This is a genomic window from Myroides sp. LJL116 (assembly GCF_054871685.1).
In genome coordinates this window covers 312334-330100 of the sequence record NZ_JBTXLR010000001.1, presented here as the reverse complement: position 1 = coordinate 330100, position 17767 = coordinate 312334, and the positions used below count along the sequence as shown (strand labels likewise).

General features: G+C 34.1%; 15 protein-coding genes. All 15 read right to left on the bottom strand.

Annotated elements, in window-relative coordinates; genetic code table 11:
- Positions 1-678: a tRNA (adenosine(37)-N6)-threonylcarbamoyltransferase complex dimerization subunit type 1 TsaB gene (gene tsaB, locus ACYSNM_RS01520; protein WP_461755338.1), complete on the bottom strand. Its 678-nt coding sequence runs from the start codon at positions 676-678 to the stop codon at positions 1-3.
- A gap of 11 nt (positions 679-689) precedes the next feature.
- A complete protein-coding gene (locus ACYSNM_RS01515) occupies positions 690-1946 on the bottom strand; it encodes an efflux RND transporter periplasmic adaptor subunit (RefSeq protein ID WP_461755337.1) in 1257 nt (418 codons plus the stop codon).
- Between the two features lie 12 nt (positions 1947-1958).
- Positions 1959-3392 (bottom strand): TolC family protein, encoded by a 1434-nt coding sequence (locus ACYSNM_RS01510; protein ID WP_461755336.1) that lies wholly within the window; start codon positions 3390-3392, stop codon positions 1959-1961.
- Positions 3393-3486: 94 nt separating this feature from the next.
- Positions 3487-3717, bottom strand: coding sequence for a hypothetical protein (locus tag ACYSNM_RS01505; RefSeq protein WP_461755335.1), 231 nt, complete (start codon positions 3715-3717; stop codon positions 3487-3489).
- Positions 3718-3732: 15 nt separating this feature from the next.
- Positions 3733-4278 (bottom strand): DUF420 domain-containing protein, encoded by a 546-nt coding sequence (locus ACYSNM_RS01500; protein ID WP_461752956.1) that lies wholly within the window; start codon positions 4276-4278, stop codon positions 3733-3735.
- A gap of 2 nt (positions 4279-4280) precedes the next feature.
- Entirely contained in the window at positions 4281-4904 is a 624-nt protein-coding gene (locus ACYSNM_RS01495; protein WP_461752955.1) for an SCO family protein, read from the bottom strand.
- A 2-nt stretch (positions 4905-4906) separates the two neighbouring features.
- Positions 4907-5563, bottom strand: a complete 657-nt coding sequence (locus ACYSNM_RS01490) for a hypothetical protein (RefSeq protein ID WP_461755334.1) — start codon at positions 5561-5563, stop codon at positions 4907-4909.
- Positions 5564-5642: 79 nt separating this feature from the next.
- Positions 5643-5996, bottom strand: coding sequence for a cytochrome C oxidase subunit IV family protein (locus ACYSNM_RS01485; protein ID WP_461755333.1), 354 nt, complete (start codon positions 5994-5996; stop codon positions 5643-5645).
- Positions 5997-6017: 21 nt separating this feature from the next.
- A complete protein-coding gene (locus ACYSNM_RS01480) occupies positions 6018-7013 on the bottom strand; it encodes a cytochrome c oxidase subunit 3 (RefSeq protein WP_461752952.1) in 996 nt (331 codons plus the stop codon).
- A gap of 44 nt (positions 7014-7057) precedes the next feature.
- Complete coding sequence (locus tag ACYSNM_RS01475) at positions 7058-7642, bottom strand: cytochrome c oxidase subunit 3 (protein ID WP_461752951.1); 585 nt, start codon at positions 7640-7642, stop codon at positions 7058-7060.
- A 3-nt stretch (positions 7643-7645) separates the two neighbouring features.
- Positions 7646-8491 (bottom strand): heme o synthase, encoded by an 846-nt coding sequence (cyoE, locus tag ACYSNM_RS01470; RefSeq protein WP_461752967.1) that lies wholly within the window; start codon positions 8489-8491, stop codon positions 7646-7648.
- Between the two features lie 159 nt (positions 8492-8650).
- Positions 8651-9403, bottom strand: coding sequence for a deoxyribose-phosphate aldolase (gene deoC, locus ACYSNM_RS01465; RefSeq protein ID WP_461755332.1), 753 nt, complete (start codon positions 9401-9403; stop codon positions 8651-8653).
- A gap of 50 nt (positions 9404-9453) precedes the next feature.
- A complete protein-coding gene (locus ACYSNM_RS01460) occupies positions 9454-9831 on the bottom strand; it encodes a VanZ family protein (protein ID WP_461755331.1) in 378 nt (125 codons plus the stop codon).
- Positions 9824-10204: a glycine cleavage system protein GcvH gene (gene gcvH / locus ACYSNM_RS01455; RefSeq protein ID WP_461752948.1), complete on the bottom strand. Its 381-nt coding sequence runs from the start codon at positions 10202-10204 to the stop codon at positions 9824-9826. Before gcvH ends, ACYSNM_RS01460 begins: the two co-directional genes overlap by 8 nt.
- A gap of 59 nt (positions 10205-10263) precedes the next feature.
- Positions 10264-17694 carry a T9SS outer membrane translocon Sov/SprA gene (gene sov, locus ACYSNM_RS01450; protein ID WP_461755433.1) on the bottom strand — a complete coding sequence of 2477 codons (7431 nt, stop codon included), beginning with the start codon at positions 17692-17694 and terminating at the stop codon, positions 10264-10266.
- Positions 17695-17767 lie beyond the last annotated feature (73 nt).

Here is a 17767-nt window from a genome sequence, read left to right as displayed (position 1 = left end):
TCACTTATTTTTTTTTGTCAACATCACAAAGTCTTTTAAATAAAATGGCTCAAAATAGGCCGTATCTACAAAATCTTTATTCAGATATTTTTGGTAACTCATCTCTACCATTTCTTTTGCAGAAGGATATAAATTTTCTTCTAAGAATATAGTATTTTCCTTTTCAAGTATTTCTTTACACTTTGAGGCGCCATCACCTAAAAAGTAAACAAGACGATCGCTAGGCAGCTCATCAAAACTACCAGGTTCTATAACATTGGCTTGGATTTCACGAAGGGTAGTATAATTAGAATCAAAAATAGCTGAGAATACTTCCATTCTCCTTGCATCAATCAAACTTACTATCCAAGCATTTGGAGAATCTACTTGTCTGGCAAGGATTTCTAAAGTATCTAATGCAATCATTGGAATGGACAAAGCATAACATAACCCCTTTACACTAGATACCCCAATGCGCAATCCTGTATAAGATCCTGGACCCTGACTTACAGCAACAGCGCTTAGATCCTTAAAGTTCATTTGGTTGTTTTGCAAGAGTTCTTCTATAAACACATGTAGTTTTTCTGCATGAGAAAAATTCTCCTCTGCAATTTCCTTAATTTGAACTAAGACCCCATTTTGGGATAGAGAAACAGAGCAATTTTTAGTTGATGTTTCTATATTTAATATTGTAACCATTCTTTATTTTACTATTCTTCTTTTTTCTTTATTGTACTACTTATTTGATCGCCATGTTTTAAAGATCTACTAACAACAGTATATGGACCAGTGATAATTTTATCCTCTTTATTTAATCCTTCTTTTACTTCAATGTAACGATCATCTTGTATTCCAGTTTTGATAAATTTAATTTTAGCTATTCCACCTTCATCCACGAAAACTGCTTCACGAGCTAATTCTTTATCTATATCGAAATTCTCCTCTTTATTAGCAATAGTGTCACTTGGTCTTTTTACTGTTACGGCAGAAATTGGCACATAAAACACATCGGGCTTAACCTCTGTAATAATATCTACAGCCGCGGTCATCCCAGGTCGAAATGGAGAGTAATTCTCAACTTCTGTATCAATTAAATCCTGATAAGAATCTTCTAAAATTTTTATTTTTACTTTAAAAGTAGTTACCTGATCAGCAGAAAGGTTTTCATTGGAAGCAGAATTAGAAATGCTACTAACTTTACCTTTAAACTCTTTCTTTAAATAGGCATCTACATTTATAATAACATCGTTTCCTTCTTTAATCTTTACGATATCATTTTCATTCACGTTTACCTCTACTTCCATTTTAGACAAGTTGGCAATACGCAATAATTCTGTACCAGCCATTTGTTGGGTTCCAAGAACTCTTTCTCCCAACTCTACATCTATACGAGAAATAGTTCCGTAGGTAGGAGCATAGATAGTGGTACGCAATAAATTTCTTTGAGCTTCAGTCAAGGCAGCTTTCGCACTTTCTACATTATAAAAAGCAGAATTATGACTTGCCTTTGCTGCTTCAAAACTAGAGATCACCTTATCCCATTCTGCTCCAGAAATAACCCCTTTTTCAAATAAAGTACTATTTCTATTATAGTTGGACTTAGTTTCTACTAACTGAGCTTCCGCCATAGCTAAATTGGCAATACTAGTAGCTAAAAGAGCCTTATTCCTATCCACTTGGGAGTCATATAAATCCGGGTTTATATTTACCAATAAGTCCCCTTTATTTACAACTTGACCTTCTTTAACAGGCAAATTTATGATTTCTCCTGATACTTCGGAAGAAATTTTTATTTCAATTTCAGGTTGAATCTTTCCTGTACCTGAAACTACTTGAATAATCTCACGTTTACCAAGCTCACTAACCTCTACATTGGTTATTACTGGTTTCTTATCAAATAAACCACTAAAGACAAGACCTAAGATAATTACTACTGCAAGGCCTAAATAAATATATTTTTTTTTCATAAAACTAACTTTTTAAAAAAGGGGAATTCCAAAATAATACTCTAATATCTTTGTCTTAAAAATATAATCGTATTTTGCCTTTAACACCTCACTTTGGGCATTTACTAGTAAAATTTGATTTTGATTTAATTCGAAAATATTAATTAATCCAACTTGATATCTCTCTTGGGCATATTCAAAACTCTTCTCTCTACTTTCTAAAGTAATCTGACTAGCTTCAAAACTCTTCAAAGAACTTTGTGTATCGGTATAAGCTTTAAAAACTAATTGTTCTAACTTAAGGATAGCTTGTTCTTTCTCGTTTTCTACTTGTTCTAAAATCAAACGATTTATTTTGACATTATTTCTAGCCTTGTTTCCATTGAATATAGGAATGGATAAAGAAAGACCAAAGTTAGAGTTTAGATTATCTTTAAATTGTCTAAAAAAAGGATCCTCCGCTCCATAGACAGGCATATAACTTTGAGTCAAAACTCTTTGATTAGTTCCTTCTACATAACCTATACTAGTTTCAATGGCTTCTGTACTTTGTCCTACTATCCTACTTCCATAATTCATGGAACTCGATAAATTATAAAACCCTCTTAAGGTTGGAAGTAAGGCACTTTTAGAGATATCTACATTCTTTTGAGCAATCTCTGCACGTACTTGGGCTGTTTTTATATCTGTCAAGGACTCAAAAGCACGCTGGGTTACTTGAGCTGGGGTATAACTTAAAGCCTCACTAATACTAACTGGATAATCATCCGCTGCCACATCAAAAGACTCATAGGCTTGTATTTGTAATAATTGTGCCAAATTAAGTCGGGCCATCACTAATTGATTCTGCGATAAAATCAAACGTTGATTACTGGTGGCTATAGTCGCTTTAGCTTCTAATAAATCTCCTGCAGGTACAGATCCAGCATCTACTAATAATTGTGTTCTTTCCCCTTGACTTTGGTCATAGGCTAACTGCTTTTCATTAGTTGAAACCAATTCTTTATTAAAAATAACCTGTAAGTAAGCATTAATAACATTTAAAGAAATGTCCTCTTTCATTTTTTGAGAGGAATAACTTGCAGCTAATAGATCTAATCTAGTCTTTACCATACGGTGCTGCTTCTCCATCCCTTTATATAAATCCACACTTAAGGCCCCGGCTATACTAGTTCCTTGTAAAGTTTGACTCTCAAAGGTATTACTTTGGGTGTTTAATACATCAGACAATGTCCAAGAGTGTTGAGAGCTGGCACTTAAAGTAGGCAAGAAATCCAACTTGGCATTCTGATTATAAATCCCAGCAACCTCCTGTTCAATTAGTACTTGCTTAACTTGTATATTGTTCTGTACTGCGTGTTCTATACATTGTTCTAAAGTCCATAATTTGGAATCTTGCGCCATACTGCTATACAAGCCCAAATTACCAAACAATGCTAAAAAAATCCAAATATTAACTTTTCTCATCCCTATTGTATTTTATAATAAGACGCACTAACACAACAAATGTTACACTTAGGTTAAAATAATAAAAAAAACCGCTATAAAAGCGGTTTTTATTTTATTTATTTTGAGTGGTCTTACCTTTATAAACTCTATACGTTAAAAAGAAAGCAATACCTACAAGCAGATAAGGGAAAATCATCAAATAAACAATTCCATCATTTACTGCTTCGGCTTTAACTCCTCCCTCTTCCGTTTCTAAGGCAGCTCTACACATTGCACATTGGGCATAGGTAGAAAAGCTTCCTAGCAGAGTAAAAACAAGTAGCCAACTAAATTTCTTTCTCATGGTCTTATAAAAAAATTAGTGAATATAATAAGGAGAAATCATCCAGTAAACAATCACACCAGTAACAGCAACATAAAGCCACATAGGATAAGTGATTCTCGCTAATTTCTTATGTCTTTGATAAGAACCTGCAATCCCTCTAACAAAAGTAACTAATACAAAAGGGATAATGATAATGGATAATAAAATATGAGTAATTAAAATAAAGAAATAAACGTAACGGATAAATCCTTCCCCTCCATAACTGGTTTCAATGGATGTCATATGGTAGGCAACATACATAGCTAAAAAGGCTATGGAACATCCTATACACACTTTGATTAATCTCTCGTGTAAAACTACATTACCTTTCTTAACTGCTCTAACTGCTAGTACAAGTAAAAGTGCAGTAATTCCATTTATTGTAGCATAAATAGGAGGTAAAAACGTCAACGGTTTTACATCATACCCTAACTTTTGCAAATTTACTCCGAATAAAATAGCTACTACCACAGGAATAGTAATAGATAAAATCCAAATCCATTTTGTATATTTCTTCTCTAAATCTTTTTCGTTTTGCATGATTAATTTCCTAATAGTAATTTAATATCTTCTTTGATCATTTGGTAACCTTCGTCAGTTGTTCCGTCATAGTATAAAATTGGATTACCAAATTCATCTTCACGGCAACGAATATTTCCATCTTGGTCAATTAGGGCAAATAACCCAGAATGTTCAAAACCTCCTGGAGCCTCTGGATTAACACCTGTATATAAATTAAACTGTGCAGCTAAATCATAAATATACTTTGAATCTCCAGTTAACATGTACCAGTATGGATTTTTAACCCCTAAATCATTAGCATGTTGATTTAAAGCCTCAACAGTATCATTGGTTGGATCAATAGTAATAGAGGCAATACCAAACTTCATATTTCCATAAAAGTCATTTTGAAGTTTCAACATATTTTGATTCATAATAGGACAAATTGTCGGACAGTTAGCAAAAAAGAATTCTACTACATGTACTTTCCCCTTATAATTATCTTGAGTAATAATTTTATTGTGTTGATTGGTAAGTTCAAATGCAGGAGCTTTACCCATGACATGTAAACTTGGAGAAGAAAAACGATCTACAATCTTTGGTACAGCCCAAATTCCAAAAACCAAAACAACTAAGGATATCCAGATATAGGATTTATCTTTCATATTTAATCTTGTTTATTAATACGTTTATATTGCTTTAATGCTAGACGATATTCTGCTAAAACAACTTTAACATCATCCATCATATCGTTGTGTAGTTCTGCTGCAGAGATGGTTGAATATCCTTCTTTATATTCGAAGTCTCCTTTTTTGTTTTTTCCATTTCTTCCGCGAACATTCAAATCTTTATCTATAATGTAGATATTGGTACTTGCCAATTCATCATCTAACTTACCAACAAGTCCCAAAGAGTTATAAAATTCAGTGATTTGCTGTGGTTCTAAAAACAAGTAGTTCCAATTAGACATATCTGAAATAGGAGATAATTCATCTACTACAGCTTGGGCTTGCTTTTCACTACCGATTGGAAGAATCATAATCAATTGAAAATCCTCAAAATCCATGTAGCGTTTATAAATCTTTTGATTTAAATTGAAAGCATCCCCTTTATCGGCTAAAAGATTAGCACCAGGAAAACCAAGAATAGTAATCTTACCTTCTAATTTAGGTTCATTACCCAATAGAGTTTTACCCTTAGGTAACTCGTTTACGTTTTCACTAATAATGGGTAGCCTTTGAAATTGGTTTACGCCAGTAGCAAAAAAAAGATATGCACATATAGGCATAATAAAAAGCAAAGCTAAAATAAGATACTTCTTCATTTTATATTTTGTTAAATCACTCAGGTACAAAAATAAAAAAAGGCGGTCAATAAACCGCCTTTAAAACTATAATTAGTTATTAAAATATCCATCTGATTTGAGACTGTTGGTAAACCTCAAATACGTAATCTCCTTCAATTAAAACTAATGTAATCAAATAAGTACATAGGAAAGAAAGAACTCCCGCTACTGACCATCTAAATGCTTTAGTTTCACCTTCTAAGTGCATGAACGCCCACATGATATAGTATGCTTTCCAAATTGTTAAAATAATGAAGATATAATTTAACACACTTAATCCGAAAAGACGTACGTTGTGTAACATGTCTGGTTTGTAAATCCCTAAAACAACCTCAACAAGAGTTATTAAAGATAAAATGATAAATACACTCCAGATTCTTTTCGTGTTTGATTTATGTCCTTCTGCTGCCATTTCAAATAAATTTTTGTAAGATTAAACTAAATAGAAGAAGGTAAATACGAATACCCATACTAAGTCAACAAAGTGCCAGTATAATCCACCTTTTTCAACCATTTCATAACTACCTCTTCTGTCATAAGTACCAATAAGTACGTTAAAGAAGATAATAGTGTTAATTAAAATACCAGTAAACACGTGGAATCCGTGGAACCCAGTAATAAAGAAGAAGAAATCTCCGAAAGTTCTGTGTCCATATTCGTTGCGAATAAGGTTAGCACCTTCTACTACGATTACTGCATCTTGAAGACGGCTAATAGACTCTTCTCTAGTTAACACTTCTTTCTCTCTATGACCAGTTTCTTGATCTTCGATAGTAAATTGTGTTCTAATCTTAAGATCAGGATTAGCTAAAAATCCTTTTGTGATCTCTTCCATTGAATACGTCGGTACTTTTGGTCCATTCATAAACCATAAACCGTCGTTTCTTTGCATAGTCGTTTCATCTCTATTTTTGTCTATAATAGCAAAATCAGACAATGCAATTTGTTTGTTATCCGCTCCAACGAATTGTAAGATAGCACCTCCTCTTGTCTCAACAGCACCATACGTTCCTTGAATAAAGTTTTTCCACTCCCATGCTTGTGACCCAAGGAAAACTAATCCCCCGATAATTGTCATAAACATATAAGTAGCTACCTTATTACGTTTCATTTGATGCCCTGCATCTACAGCCAAAACCATAGTTACAGATGAGAAAATTAAGATAAATGTCATTAATGCTACATAGTACATTGGTGCATCTACCCCATGTAAGAACGGGAAGTGATTAAATACCTCATCCGCAATTGGCCAAGAATCCATGAACTTGTATCTTGTAAAACCGTATCCTACAAGGAATCCACAAAATGTTAATGAATCTGATAATATGAAATACCACATCATCATTTTACCGTAGCTTACTTTAAAGGGCTCATTTCCTCCACCCCATGTTGTTTCCTTAGTAGCTGCTGTAGTAACTGTCGCTCCCATAAAAAGTTGTTAGTTATAAAGTTCTCAAATTTAGTTTATTTTTTTTACTTATAGAATGTAAAAAACAAAAACAAATATAGCCAAAGCAATCCTAAGAAATGCCAAAACCACCCACACAACTCAATACCAATGTGTTGCTGTGCATTATATTTTTGTTTAAAATGATTATAAATTACAACCATAAGCGCTATCATCCCACCAATCAGGTGAGCAATATGAACAATTACGATCACATATAAAAATGATGTAGTAATTGTACTTTCACTTCCAGTGAAGAAATACCCCTCTGAAATAACTTCAGCAAAGCCTTCGAACTGCAAAAAAACAAATAAGAATCCTAATATCAAAGTAGAAAGCAAATAAACTGTCGCTTTTGACTGTTTATTATCCAAAACGGCACGATATGCCATGTGAAATGTCCCACTACTTATTAAAATTGCTATTGTGCTGTATAAAAAAGCTGGCGGTAATACAAAATCTTCTAACCAATCAGGTCGAGACTCACTTACTACATAGGCACTAGTAAGTCCAGCAAAAACCATTGCAATACTTCCGATTGCAAATAGTAACATTATCTTTAAAGCCTTACCCTTTTTCAGGTATTGTTCTTGTTGTGTTAAAGTATCCATTGGTTATCTAAAAATTTTATCGAGAATATAAATAATTTGAATTAATGTAATATAAGTTACACTTACAAGCATCAAAGCGCGTGCTACTTTAGCAGTACGCTGTTTATATAGCCTGATTGCTGCCCATAGCATCCAAAGTCCAGCAATGAACACTAAAGCTGCTGCAATTGGCGATAAATATAGTCTACCTGTTAATCCAGTTGCTGGGAAAACAGAAATAATTATTAACCAAACAGTATAAAGAATGATTTGCATGGCTGTTTTGGTATCTCTTTTACCTGTAGGTAACATAGAGAATCCTCCTTTTTTATAATCATCATATAAAAACCATCCAATAGCCCAAAAGTGAGGGAACTGCCAAAAAAACTGAATCAAAAATAAAGTTCCAGCCTCAATTCCGAAATGATTTGTTTCCGCTACCCATCCTAACATAAAAGGAATAGCTCCTGGAAAGGCTCCAACGAAAACAGATAAAGGCGTTATTGTTTTTAAAGGCGTGTAAATACAAGCATATAAAAAAATAGAAATCGCGCCAAACATGGCTGTTTTAGGATTAACTGCATATAGAATCCCTATACCTAACACAGTTAAAATACTTGCTAAAACAAATGCTGCTCTAGGAGTTACTCTCCCTGAAGCAATTGGTCGATTTTTAGTTCGATCCATTTTAGCATCTAAATCCTTTTCTATTATTTGATTATAAACATTAGATGCCCCTACCATACAATAGCCTCCTACTGCTAATGCTAATAGAACCCAATAATTTATATCTCGAAAATCTGGAATTGCAATCAGATAACCCGCAATAGTAGAAAACACTACGCTAAAGGCTAATCCCATTTTGGTCATTTCCTTAAACTCTTTCAACACTGAAACAGGGTTGTTATTATTTGAAGATATACTCAAAGCTGTTTTATTTATTTTTAATGCAGTGCAAATATAATTCAAATTTTAAAACAAACCTTAAAAACAAGTAGCACACCTTTGAATATAACCTTTATTTAAGTTTTAATAAGAATTTGAGCCTTCAATCCCATTAACTATTGCTTTTGCTGAAGAAGTTCCCAATCTTTTAACACCTAACTCAATCATTTGAGCTGCAGTTTTGCGGTCTTTTATCCCTCCAGATGCTTTAACTGGTAATGGGCCAGCATTTTCAAGCATAATTTTAATCGCTTCGAAGGTAGCACCGTTAGGTTTTCCATCGTTAGTTACAAAAAAACCAGTGGAAGACTTCACATATACTTTTTCAAAAACTTCTTGAGGAAAGTGCATGATAACTTCTCCTTTGATTAACTTAGTTATCTCCGCAATTTGATTATCTGTTAAAGCAGCGCTTTCAATAATCCACTTGACTACTTTCTTATGCTTCAAACCTAAAGCAGTACATTTATTTACTTCCTCTTTAACTTTATCCACTTGTCCATTAATAAAAGCGGTGTAATCCACAACGAAGTCTAGTTCATCTGCTCCATCATCAATAGCCTTCTGAGCTTGCTCCAATTTAGCTTGTAATCCTCCATGTCCTAGAGGGAAATCAATTACAGTTCCAACTAAAACATTACTTTTAGCTTGATCAATGCAATTTCTAGCAAAACTAACTTGTTCAGGACGGATCATTGCTAACTTAAAGTTTTCTTCTATTGCCTCTTTTACTAATTCAGCTACTTGTAAATTATTTTGTTCTACTGTTAACCCTGCGTGTTCAGGTTGCTTCAAATAAGTAGAATCCATAAACTCTTTTAAATCCTTTTCTTGCATAATGTAGATATTTAAATAAAAAAGCCCCTTAAAATAAGGGGCTTTTTAAATTATTTGTTTTTTCTGGTGATTGTTAAGCAGAGTAGTAAACCTGTTAAACTCCCTAAACAATTCGCAAAGAAATCTGCCCATTCTGCACTTCTACTTGAGGTAAGATAGAATTGAGCTAATTCTATACCGCCTCCAAGAATAGCAGCTATGGTAAAGATAAGCAATGTTAGAGAAATTCTACTTGCCTTTTTATTACTTTTTATCAAATACATTAACCATAAAAAGGAAAAAGTACAGTAAAAAATAAAGTGGGCAATCTTATCTTTAAAAGGTATGCTTAAGTTTGAACTAGAAGCAAAGTTATTTGCCTCTACTAAACATAAAATTATTATAAGTATAGTCCAACAAAGTGCTATACCTAAAATAATGTTACGCACCTATGATTTCTTTATATTGCTCATCAGAAAGTAAACCTTCGATTTCTGAAACTTCTGTTATTTTCAGTTTAATCATCCATCCAGCTCCGTAAGGATCTGTATTTACTAATTCTGGCTCAGTATCTAATCCTTCATTAAATTCGATAACCTCTCCTGTTAATGGTAAAAATAAATCTGATACAGTTTTTACTGCTTCAACTGTTCCAAAAACTTCGTCTTTGTCTAAAGTTTGATCTAATGTCTCAACTTCAACATAAACGATGTCTCCTAATTCGCTTTGTGCGAAGTCAGTAATTCCGATTGTTGCGATATCACCCTCAATAGAAACCCACTCGTGGTCTTTGGTGTACTTTAAGTTAGCTGGTATGTTCATTATAATTTAGTTTTAGACAAATGTATAATAATATTGCAATAAACTAAAGCTTCTAGCAATTAATTTCCAAAATTGTATCGAATGGTAAAACCAGCTCGTATATTTGTTATAGGGTACATGGTGGAAATTATCGCTTTAGAGAAGGAATGATCATAAAAGAAAATAGCAGTTAAATTTTGACTAAGCATATAATCTGCTGTTAATCTCAAGGACCAAGTATTTTGTCCTCCTCCCATTTGATTATTCTCATAATCTAAGTAACGCACTAAGGTATGTCGCTTACTCAAGGTAACATCTGCCTTAATATTAATATCACTACTAATTCTACCTCCATAACCGTTATTGGCATAAGAGGAATTAAATCCAACATCTTTTATTCTGTAACCAAGACCCAAAATAAAATCTTGCCCTTGGGTTTCAGTTAATGAATTATTATCAAAACTTAAAGAAAGCATTCTATCTCTTCTCATCTCTGCTAAGAAACGAATAGCACTTCTTGTTTCTAAATCAACGCGAATTAGCGGATTAAACTGTTCATACAAAGTAGCATTACTTATAAGGTCTTTTACTGGTTTATCCCCTCTGACAGGATTTAAATCACTTTCCTTATTATAGTATGCTAAATTAGAAGTATAAGATCCTAATGTGTAGGAAGCTAAGTATCCATGTTGAACAGAAAATCTTCTAAAATTCTTGCGAATAAATCCGATTTTCATAAACCCGTTATATTTAAGATTCCAGTTAGGAAGAGGCATACTTCTAAACATACTAGTAGAAACTCCGTTTGCATCACCTCCTGTATAAGCTGCTAAGAAAGAAGGTAAAATTACCGCCTGGCTCTTAGAAGAATAACCAATCGGGAAACCTTGTGCATCTAAATTAGCGGGATTATTAATATCAATCCCATCAGCCTGGGCTAATCGATTAGCAACAATTAATCTATTGTCTAACATTTGATTAAAAACATCAGAGTAGTTTAAATCTGATTTGCTAAATGATGTAGAAATCATATTAGTAGATATGCTAAAGTTACCATAATTATAAGGGGCTAAGCCTATATAATTAAAGTCTTCTATCTTGAATTGCTCCGAAAGATTATCGGACTTACTTCTCATGGCAAAAACATCAATAATCAAATCTGGTATAGGCATTAAAGTAGCATTCAGATTTAAGGTCTTATTACTAATTTGTAAGAAAGACTCGCTCAAGTTAGGGAAGTTACTTAAATACCCTGCATTTGCGGCTACATCTCTAATGTCGGATTGACTTCCAAAAGCAAAACCAAAATTTGGTTTACTAGTCCCAAAGAAGCCTACTCCTGGTAAAAATCCTGGTAACATGGTTCCACTATTCTCACTATAGTTTACTTGGATGTTCTTCACTGAAGTTATCACTCCAATTACAGCATCCAATAATTTGGAAGGCTCTTTTTCTTGTTGCTTATTTCCACTAGGTTGTTGCACTACCTTTTGTCCTGGAACAATAGCAGCTGTACGCGCGTTACTCTTAGGTTTTTTTCCTCTTTGTGAACTTTTCACCAATCCTATGTATCGATAGAAAACATCCATAGAAAAGGTTGTATTTAATACCTGTGTTCTTGAATTCTGTATTGTATTTCCTAAATTATAAAACTGTCCATCTAATTCAATATTAGAAAATGATTCAGATGATTTTTGCCAGTTATAGGTTCCAGTATAATTATAGCTTGATCGAACAAATGCTAAAAATGGAAGTTTATTAATTGGCAGCTCATAAGTAAAGTTTAACTGCTGAGTAAATTGATTTGGTGTACCAATATCAAAATAATCATCCCAAATCGTATTGGTATTATCCACTATACCATTTGTACTATCGTAGTAATTCTTAACTACGTTATTACTTCCCCCTACATAAGTTATACGCAAAGAGCGTGTCAAGTCAAAATTAAAGCCATAGGTATAATTAAAGAAATAATTTCTACGGTATAAAGGATCCAATCCTATCCCTTGAACATCCAACAATCGAAATTCCTGTCTATTGTATTGGCGTAAAACATTACTACTAAAAGTAATATTAGAAGGAATATAATTGAAGTTAAAGTCACGTAAAAGAGCAAAATAATCATTAGATAAGAAGCTTACATTTTTTAATGGCTCTACCGTTTTAGGACTAAATGAATAACCGTAATCCACCGAACTACGCACTTGTTGATCTAACATGGACTGTACTTCATAGTCATGGTGTTTGACTTCATTATAAGAGTGTGAAACCGTAAAGTTAGAAATATCTATTGGTGTACTTTTCTTCTCAGGATTTTTTTGCTTAGTTACCCCTATAAAGTTTATACTCTTACGCTTGGTATAATCTAAGGCTCTTTTCTCAATCTCTTCGGCCTCGGCTGAAGATTTTGCATAACTTTTCACTAGACTTAATTTTAAGTCTAAGTTTCCAGGATCGTATTCCGGGGTAATTGTTTCTTCACTTATAGCATAGTTAAATGGAACTACTACACCCCAATGTTTTGGTAAAAGATGACCCAAGTTTACATTCGCTACAACACTATAGGATTTGTAATCCTCTTTACTTCTTTGCTCTGGTCCTTGTTCTAATGCACCAAAGCCTGCTGTTGAACGCATACCACTAGCTGAAACAGTTGCAAAATCAGCAATATTGGCATCTACAGTTGCTATTGCCGCCCATCCGCCTTTATTATCCATATCAGATAAACGCAATTCATCAAACCAAAACTCTCCAGCTAAATCAGATAAACTCTCGTTTCTAATTCCCAACATCATAATACGAACATTTGCGAAATTAGGATTTCCTTTTATACCGATATACATATCACTTCTTTCCCCGCCTAATTCAGTAGCAGATAATTCATAAAAGCTATTTGCATCAGTGGAAGATTGACCTTTATCGGTCATTTTATTCACTTTGATTTTTGTCAAAAGATCTAAGTCAACTAAGAACTCATTGATTTCAGGCCAAATTTCCTCTGGAGTACTTGCCCCTGGACGAGTTACCTTTAATGGGATTCTAATTTGATAATAATTGGAAGTCAAATCACTTCCTAAACGAATGAAAGCATACGCTTGATCATCCATCAATCCAGCAGCACTAGCATTAGTTAAAGCCTCCGCATGCACAAACATACGCAACTTCTTATATTGTCGCATATCTACATTAAAGCCTTTATAAACTCCCCTTGCATCTCCTGAACGAAGACCATTAGGCTGGCTGTTTAAATCCTTTGGATATAATCGTAAAGCTAAAGACTGTTCATTTTGATTAATTAGGGTATTATTGATATAAGCTTGTTCTCTACGAACTCCTGGAGGAGTCACATAAGGGATTGGTTTTCTATCAAAATTATCTTGGATATTTACAGCGGACACATCAAAACCTGTATTGGAAATTCGTTCAGGTTGAGACTCATCTGGATACTGTCCATTTGAACTAATTTGCATGTCTCTATCTGACTTTCTCCAATTACTCCTAACTAAATCTAATGTTGCAAAACGCAGTGTTATCTGACTTTTAAAACCAGTAACATACATACGCATAAAACGTATCGAACGAATTACGTCATCAAAACTAGAGTCCGCAGAATTAGCTAAGTCTCCTTTAGCCAGCCCATTTCTGTCGATAGGAATTTTGAATTGAATCCATCTTACTTTTTCTAATTTACCATCGGCAAGTTGAGCTAATTCTTCTCTAACATCTGCTACATAAAGATCACCTACTTGTAAATTAGCTCGAATTGGAACTTTATATTCTAAGTAAGCATTAATTGTATTCATGGTATTATCGGAATCGATATCTTCTGTATCGGGTAAGTTATTACCACCTCGCCCATCATTAATCGGGCTATTTCCTTGTGTACCATTATAATTGTAATAACGATTTAATATTCCTCCATCTGCATCTAAATAGTGTACGAAGTTATCTCCAGATGGGTCATCTAAATGGGCAAAATCTTTGAACCAGATTCTCTCTTGTTCATCATCTAGTCCATCAATACCAACGTCTTGCAATGCACGAGATCGTGCATCTACATCAAAGGCATAAATTAAAGATGGAGCAGCAGGTACTCTACCCCAAATAGTTTCAATAGTGGTAACTTGGTTTTGTCCACTTCCTGGTAAACCATTCTCGTATTGCTTATATCCATCGCGTAAAACATCCTCAGAGATTAAACCTAAGTTAAAACGTAATTCTCCTTTATCACTTAAATATTGGGAAGAGAAATTATCCACAGAAGTTCCCACAAAAGGGTCCATCAACCAAAATTGTACAAATTCAATATTGCTTTGCTCAAAGTTAGTAGTGGTTAATCCGCGCATAATACCAGCCCAGTTTCTAGAGGGTTCTATGGAAGCTGAACCGCTTGCATTTTTATATTTAGGATTAAAGTTATATGGCCCTCTAGCAAAAGGATAATAGGTTAAGTCCAGAGTATTAATCACCCTACTTTCTCCATAAGCAATATCCTTTGTAGGGAAAAGTTCTTCACTGTATATACGGCGAGTTCTACTAGAATTCAAATCATATTCATCTACTCCATTTGGTCTAGAACCTAAATAAAAAGTAGGGTCAATAGTATACCAAGATAACTTTGCTCTTCTATAGCCATCCACTAAGGAGTAATTACCTAAGGAATTTTCCGCATCACTAGAATTTTCAGTATAAAATCCTAACGGCGTACTAGCTAATTTCCATGCAAAAGATCCTTTAATATCAACGTTGGATTGAGCAGCTTCAAAGTCATCTAAATAAGAGGTAGCCTCTCCATTCATTTGATCTATCTTAGAACTTCCTGGTTTAAGGTAAGCGAATTCTCCTCTTAGTGTAACTCTAGATTCTACATCTGTGTCGATATTTGGTAACTTATTAACCATTCGAGTCAAAAACGGCACTTCGGTTGAGTATTGTCCATGAATCCCCCAAATAGTATTATTTACAGCTTCTTGCCCATAAACACTTTTGTGTGTCATAGGTCTTTCTGATAATCGAAGTATAGTACCACCAAATAATAAATCCTTATTCACTTTGTGTTCAATATTAAGTCCAAAGAATCTTTTTGTTTGCTGGCCAAACATCGTATTATTTTCCACAGATACTTCAATAGGAGCATTAGAGGCTAACAAAGCCTGATCCAAAATCATCACCCTTCCTCTGTTGTAATCCACCGTATAATCTACTCCTTCAACTAATAATCTACCAGCAGATTTAACCACAACAGAACCAGCTGCCACATTATAAGCACCAATAGGGATTCCCTCTCCATTTTGACTAGAGTATTTTCCTTTTAATAAGAACTTATTCTTATTACTTTGGTTTCTAATTGCAGTGGCTTTGGTACTTCTATACAACTCAGAAAACACATATTTTCGTTGATTTTCATTATAAGAAGCTTGGTTATAATAAGCATCTGGATTATTACCTGGATTTTTATCTAACTTATTATAAAGGTACTCTCCAAAAGGTTCTACAGTTGTGAAAATTAATCTACCATTAACTGCATCTATGGTAATTCCATCAAAACTATTGCGGTTATTACCATTATTGTTGTTATAGCTACCACCACCATAATTTCCTCCTCCGCTTCCATAGCCTGGTTGGTTGTTATTATTTAAACTACCATTGCTTCCAAAACCATTGTTTGAGCCATAGCCAGGTTGGTTATTGTTATTTCCAGTAAAACTACCTGAAGGATTATTCGGATCATAAATATTTTGTAGTCCCCCATTAGGTAGAAAGTCAAAGAAACCATCCCCACCTTTTTGTGGGTCATTCACTGAATTCAATCTATCCAAATGGAAGACATTTAATAAAGCTGTTCTTTCCACTCCTTCAGGTAATTCATTTCCATCCACAGAAGAAATGTAATTCAAAGGACTTGGATCGGTATAAAGAATATTAAATCTGAATTTTTCCGGCGTAACGTAAGAAGCATTTGGGATTTGATAAATATTTTTCATCATCAAATTCCACACAGGTGCATGCGTTAGAGTTAAACTACTTTTCAAAAGTTTAACCACTAAAGCTTCTGATAGTAATACAGGTTGATCATCCCCTGGTACTGTTCCTATATTCTCTGGAGCTACTTGAGTGTCATTTCCAAATTCACCAACCTGGTAAACTTTATCTCCAACACTATATTGAAAAGCTACAGCAAGGACTTCATCATTGGATAAACGCTGATTCAAAGAAATATACCCTAATTGGGAATGAAAAGTAAATTCGTTACTGTTTAGTTTTCTAGCACTTTCTAATTTAACGAAATCCCTTCCCTCTTGCACAGAAGTATTAAACCCTTGTGCACCAGAGGTACTATTTCTAATAGATGGACTCAAATAATATCCACCTACACCAATTTTACTAGGGTCGTATAAGTTATTATTGTTATCCGGATAGGCATTAGGATTAGGGTTAACAAAGAAACCTGGTTCGTCTTTTGAAACTACTCGTTCCCCAGTACCTCTTTTATTTCTACCTTCCCCTAAATCTTGAATTGCGATAAGATTTCTAGAGTTATTATTAGTAGGTCCCATTCGACTATAGCGATTAGTAACCCAAACCTCTACGCGTATAATTCTAACTCTAGAGTTAATATAAGGGTATTTCTCTAAAGCACTGTCGTAATTATTTCTAAAGTATTGGGACAAGAAAAAGTGTCTATCTTCATCGTAATCCAAAGCGAACAATTCAAAATCTTCTAAGGTACCTGCTCCTTGAGCAACTACACTACTAGTTTGACTTTTTTGCTCAGAGAACACTCCACTAATGGTTGTTTTACCAAATTGCAATTCTGTTCTTACTCCAAAAAGGCTTTGAGCACCTCTAATAAGGGTTCCTCCAATAGGCATACTTACGTTACCTACCTCAATCTTTCTAATAATTGCATCTTCATCTGGCTCGTAGGCCAATTTCATCATGTTCTGAAAATCGAAGGTACTTTGGGTATCATAGTTAATATTAACCCCCATACGTGTTCCTACCATTCCATGAAGTCCCATACTAATACGCTGATCGAAATCAAAAGTCATGCTTTTTCTATTTCGAGGAGAAATAACTGGGTTATCTTGCTTACTAAAGCGTACACCCATGTCGAACTCAACCGAACCTGTTGGTTTTACATCGATGGTATTCGATCCAAAAATACCCTCAAATAGCTTAGAGTTCACATAATAACGAGGCAACATATCACGCATAGCTTCTTCGTCTTCTAAACGGCCATGCATTGCGTCAAACTTTAATTGGAAATATTTTCTAATTTCAGCCCTAAGTACTAATTGCTCATACTCAGGCCTAGATAGGATTACAGGTAGATTAATATCATAGGTATCTAATCCCCTAGTGTAATAGTATTTATCAGTAACTGGGTTGTAGGAATAAACTTCGCGTATAAAACTTGGATCAGGAAAAGTAATATTTCCTGGTTTATAAGCAGGAGCCAAAGAATCTTGGACTTGATTAAGTTCAAAATCTTCCCAATCTTGTAGCATTTGGGCTTCCCATTGTTCTATTTCTTCTTGCTCCTCTAAAGTAAGCTCTTGGGTAGTCCCAAATTCTGGCTCA

What these genes read in the sequence shown, in the direction of transcription:
- tsaB (WP_461755338.1), bottom strand. Translation starts at nt 678, where the DNA reads ATGGTTACAATATTAAATATAGAAACATCAACTAAAAATTGCTCTGTT.
- ACYSNM_RS01515 (WP_461755337.1), bottom strand. Translation starts at nt 1,946, where the DNA reads ATGAAAAAAAAATATATTTATTTAGGCCTTGCAGTAGTAATTATCTTA.
- ACYSNM_RS01510 (WP_461755336.1), bottom strand. Translation starts at nt 3,392, where the DNA reads ATGAGAAAAGTTAATATTTGGATTTTTTTAGCATTGTTTGGTAATTTG.
- ACYSNM_RS01505 (WP_461755335.1), bottom strand. Translation starts at nt 3,717, where the DNA reads ATGAGAAAGAAATTTAGTTGGCTACTTGTTTTTACTCTGCTAGGAAGC.
- ACYSNM_RS01500 (WP_461752956.1), bottom strand. Translation starts at nt 4,278, where the DNA reads ATGCAAAACGAAAAAGATTTAGAGAAGAAATATACAAAATGGATTTGG.
- ACYSNM_RS01495 (WP_461752955.1), bottom strand. Translation starts at nt 4,904, where the DNA reads ATGAAAGATAAATCCTATATCTGGATATCCTTAGTTGTTTTGGTTTTT.
- ACYSNM_RS01490 (WP_461755334.1), bottom strand. Translation starts at nt 5,563, where the DNA reads ATGAAGAAGTATCTTATTTTAGCTTTGCTTTTTATTATGCCTATATGT.
- ACYSNM_RS01485 (WP_461755333.1), bottom strand. Translation starts at nt 5,996, where the DNA reads ATGGCAGCAGAAGGACATAAATCAAACACGAAAAGAATCTGGAGTGTA.
- ACYSNM_RS01480 (WP_461752952.1), bottom strand. Translation starts at nt 7,013, where the DNA reads ATGGGAGCGACAGTTACTACAGCAGCTACTAAGGAAACAACATGGGGT.
- ACYSNM_RS01475 (WP_461752951.1), bottom strand. Translation starts at nt 7,642, where the DNA reads ATGGATACTTTAACACAACAAGAACAATACCTGAAAAAGGGTAAGGCT.
- cyoE (WP_461752967.1), bottom strand. Translation starts at nt 8,491, where the DNA reads ATGACCAAAATGGGATTAGCCTTTAGCGTAGTGTTTTCTACTATTGCG.
- deoC (WP_461755332.1), bottom strand. Translation starts at nt 9,403, where the DNA reads ATGCAAGAAAAGGATTTAAAAGAGTTTATGGATTCTACTTATTTGAAG.
- gcvH (WP_461752948.1), bottom strand. Translation starts at nt 10,204, where the DNA reads ATGAACATACCAGCTAACTTAAAGTACACCAAAGACCACGAGTGGGTT.
- sov (WP_461755433.1), bottom strand. Translation starts at nt 17,694, where the DNA reads ATGCTACAAGATTGGGAAGATTTTGAACTTAATCAAGTCCAAGATTCT.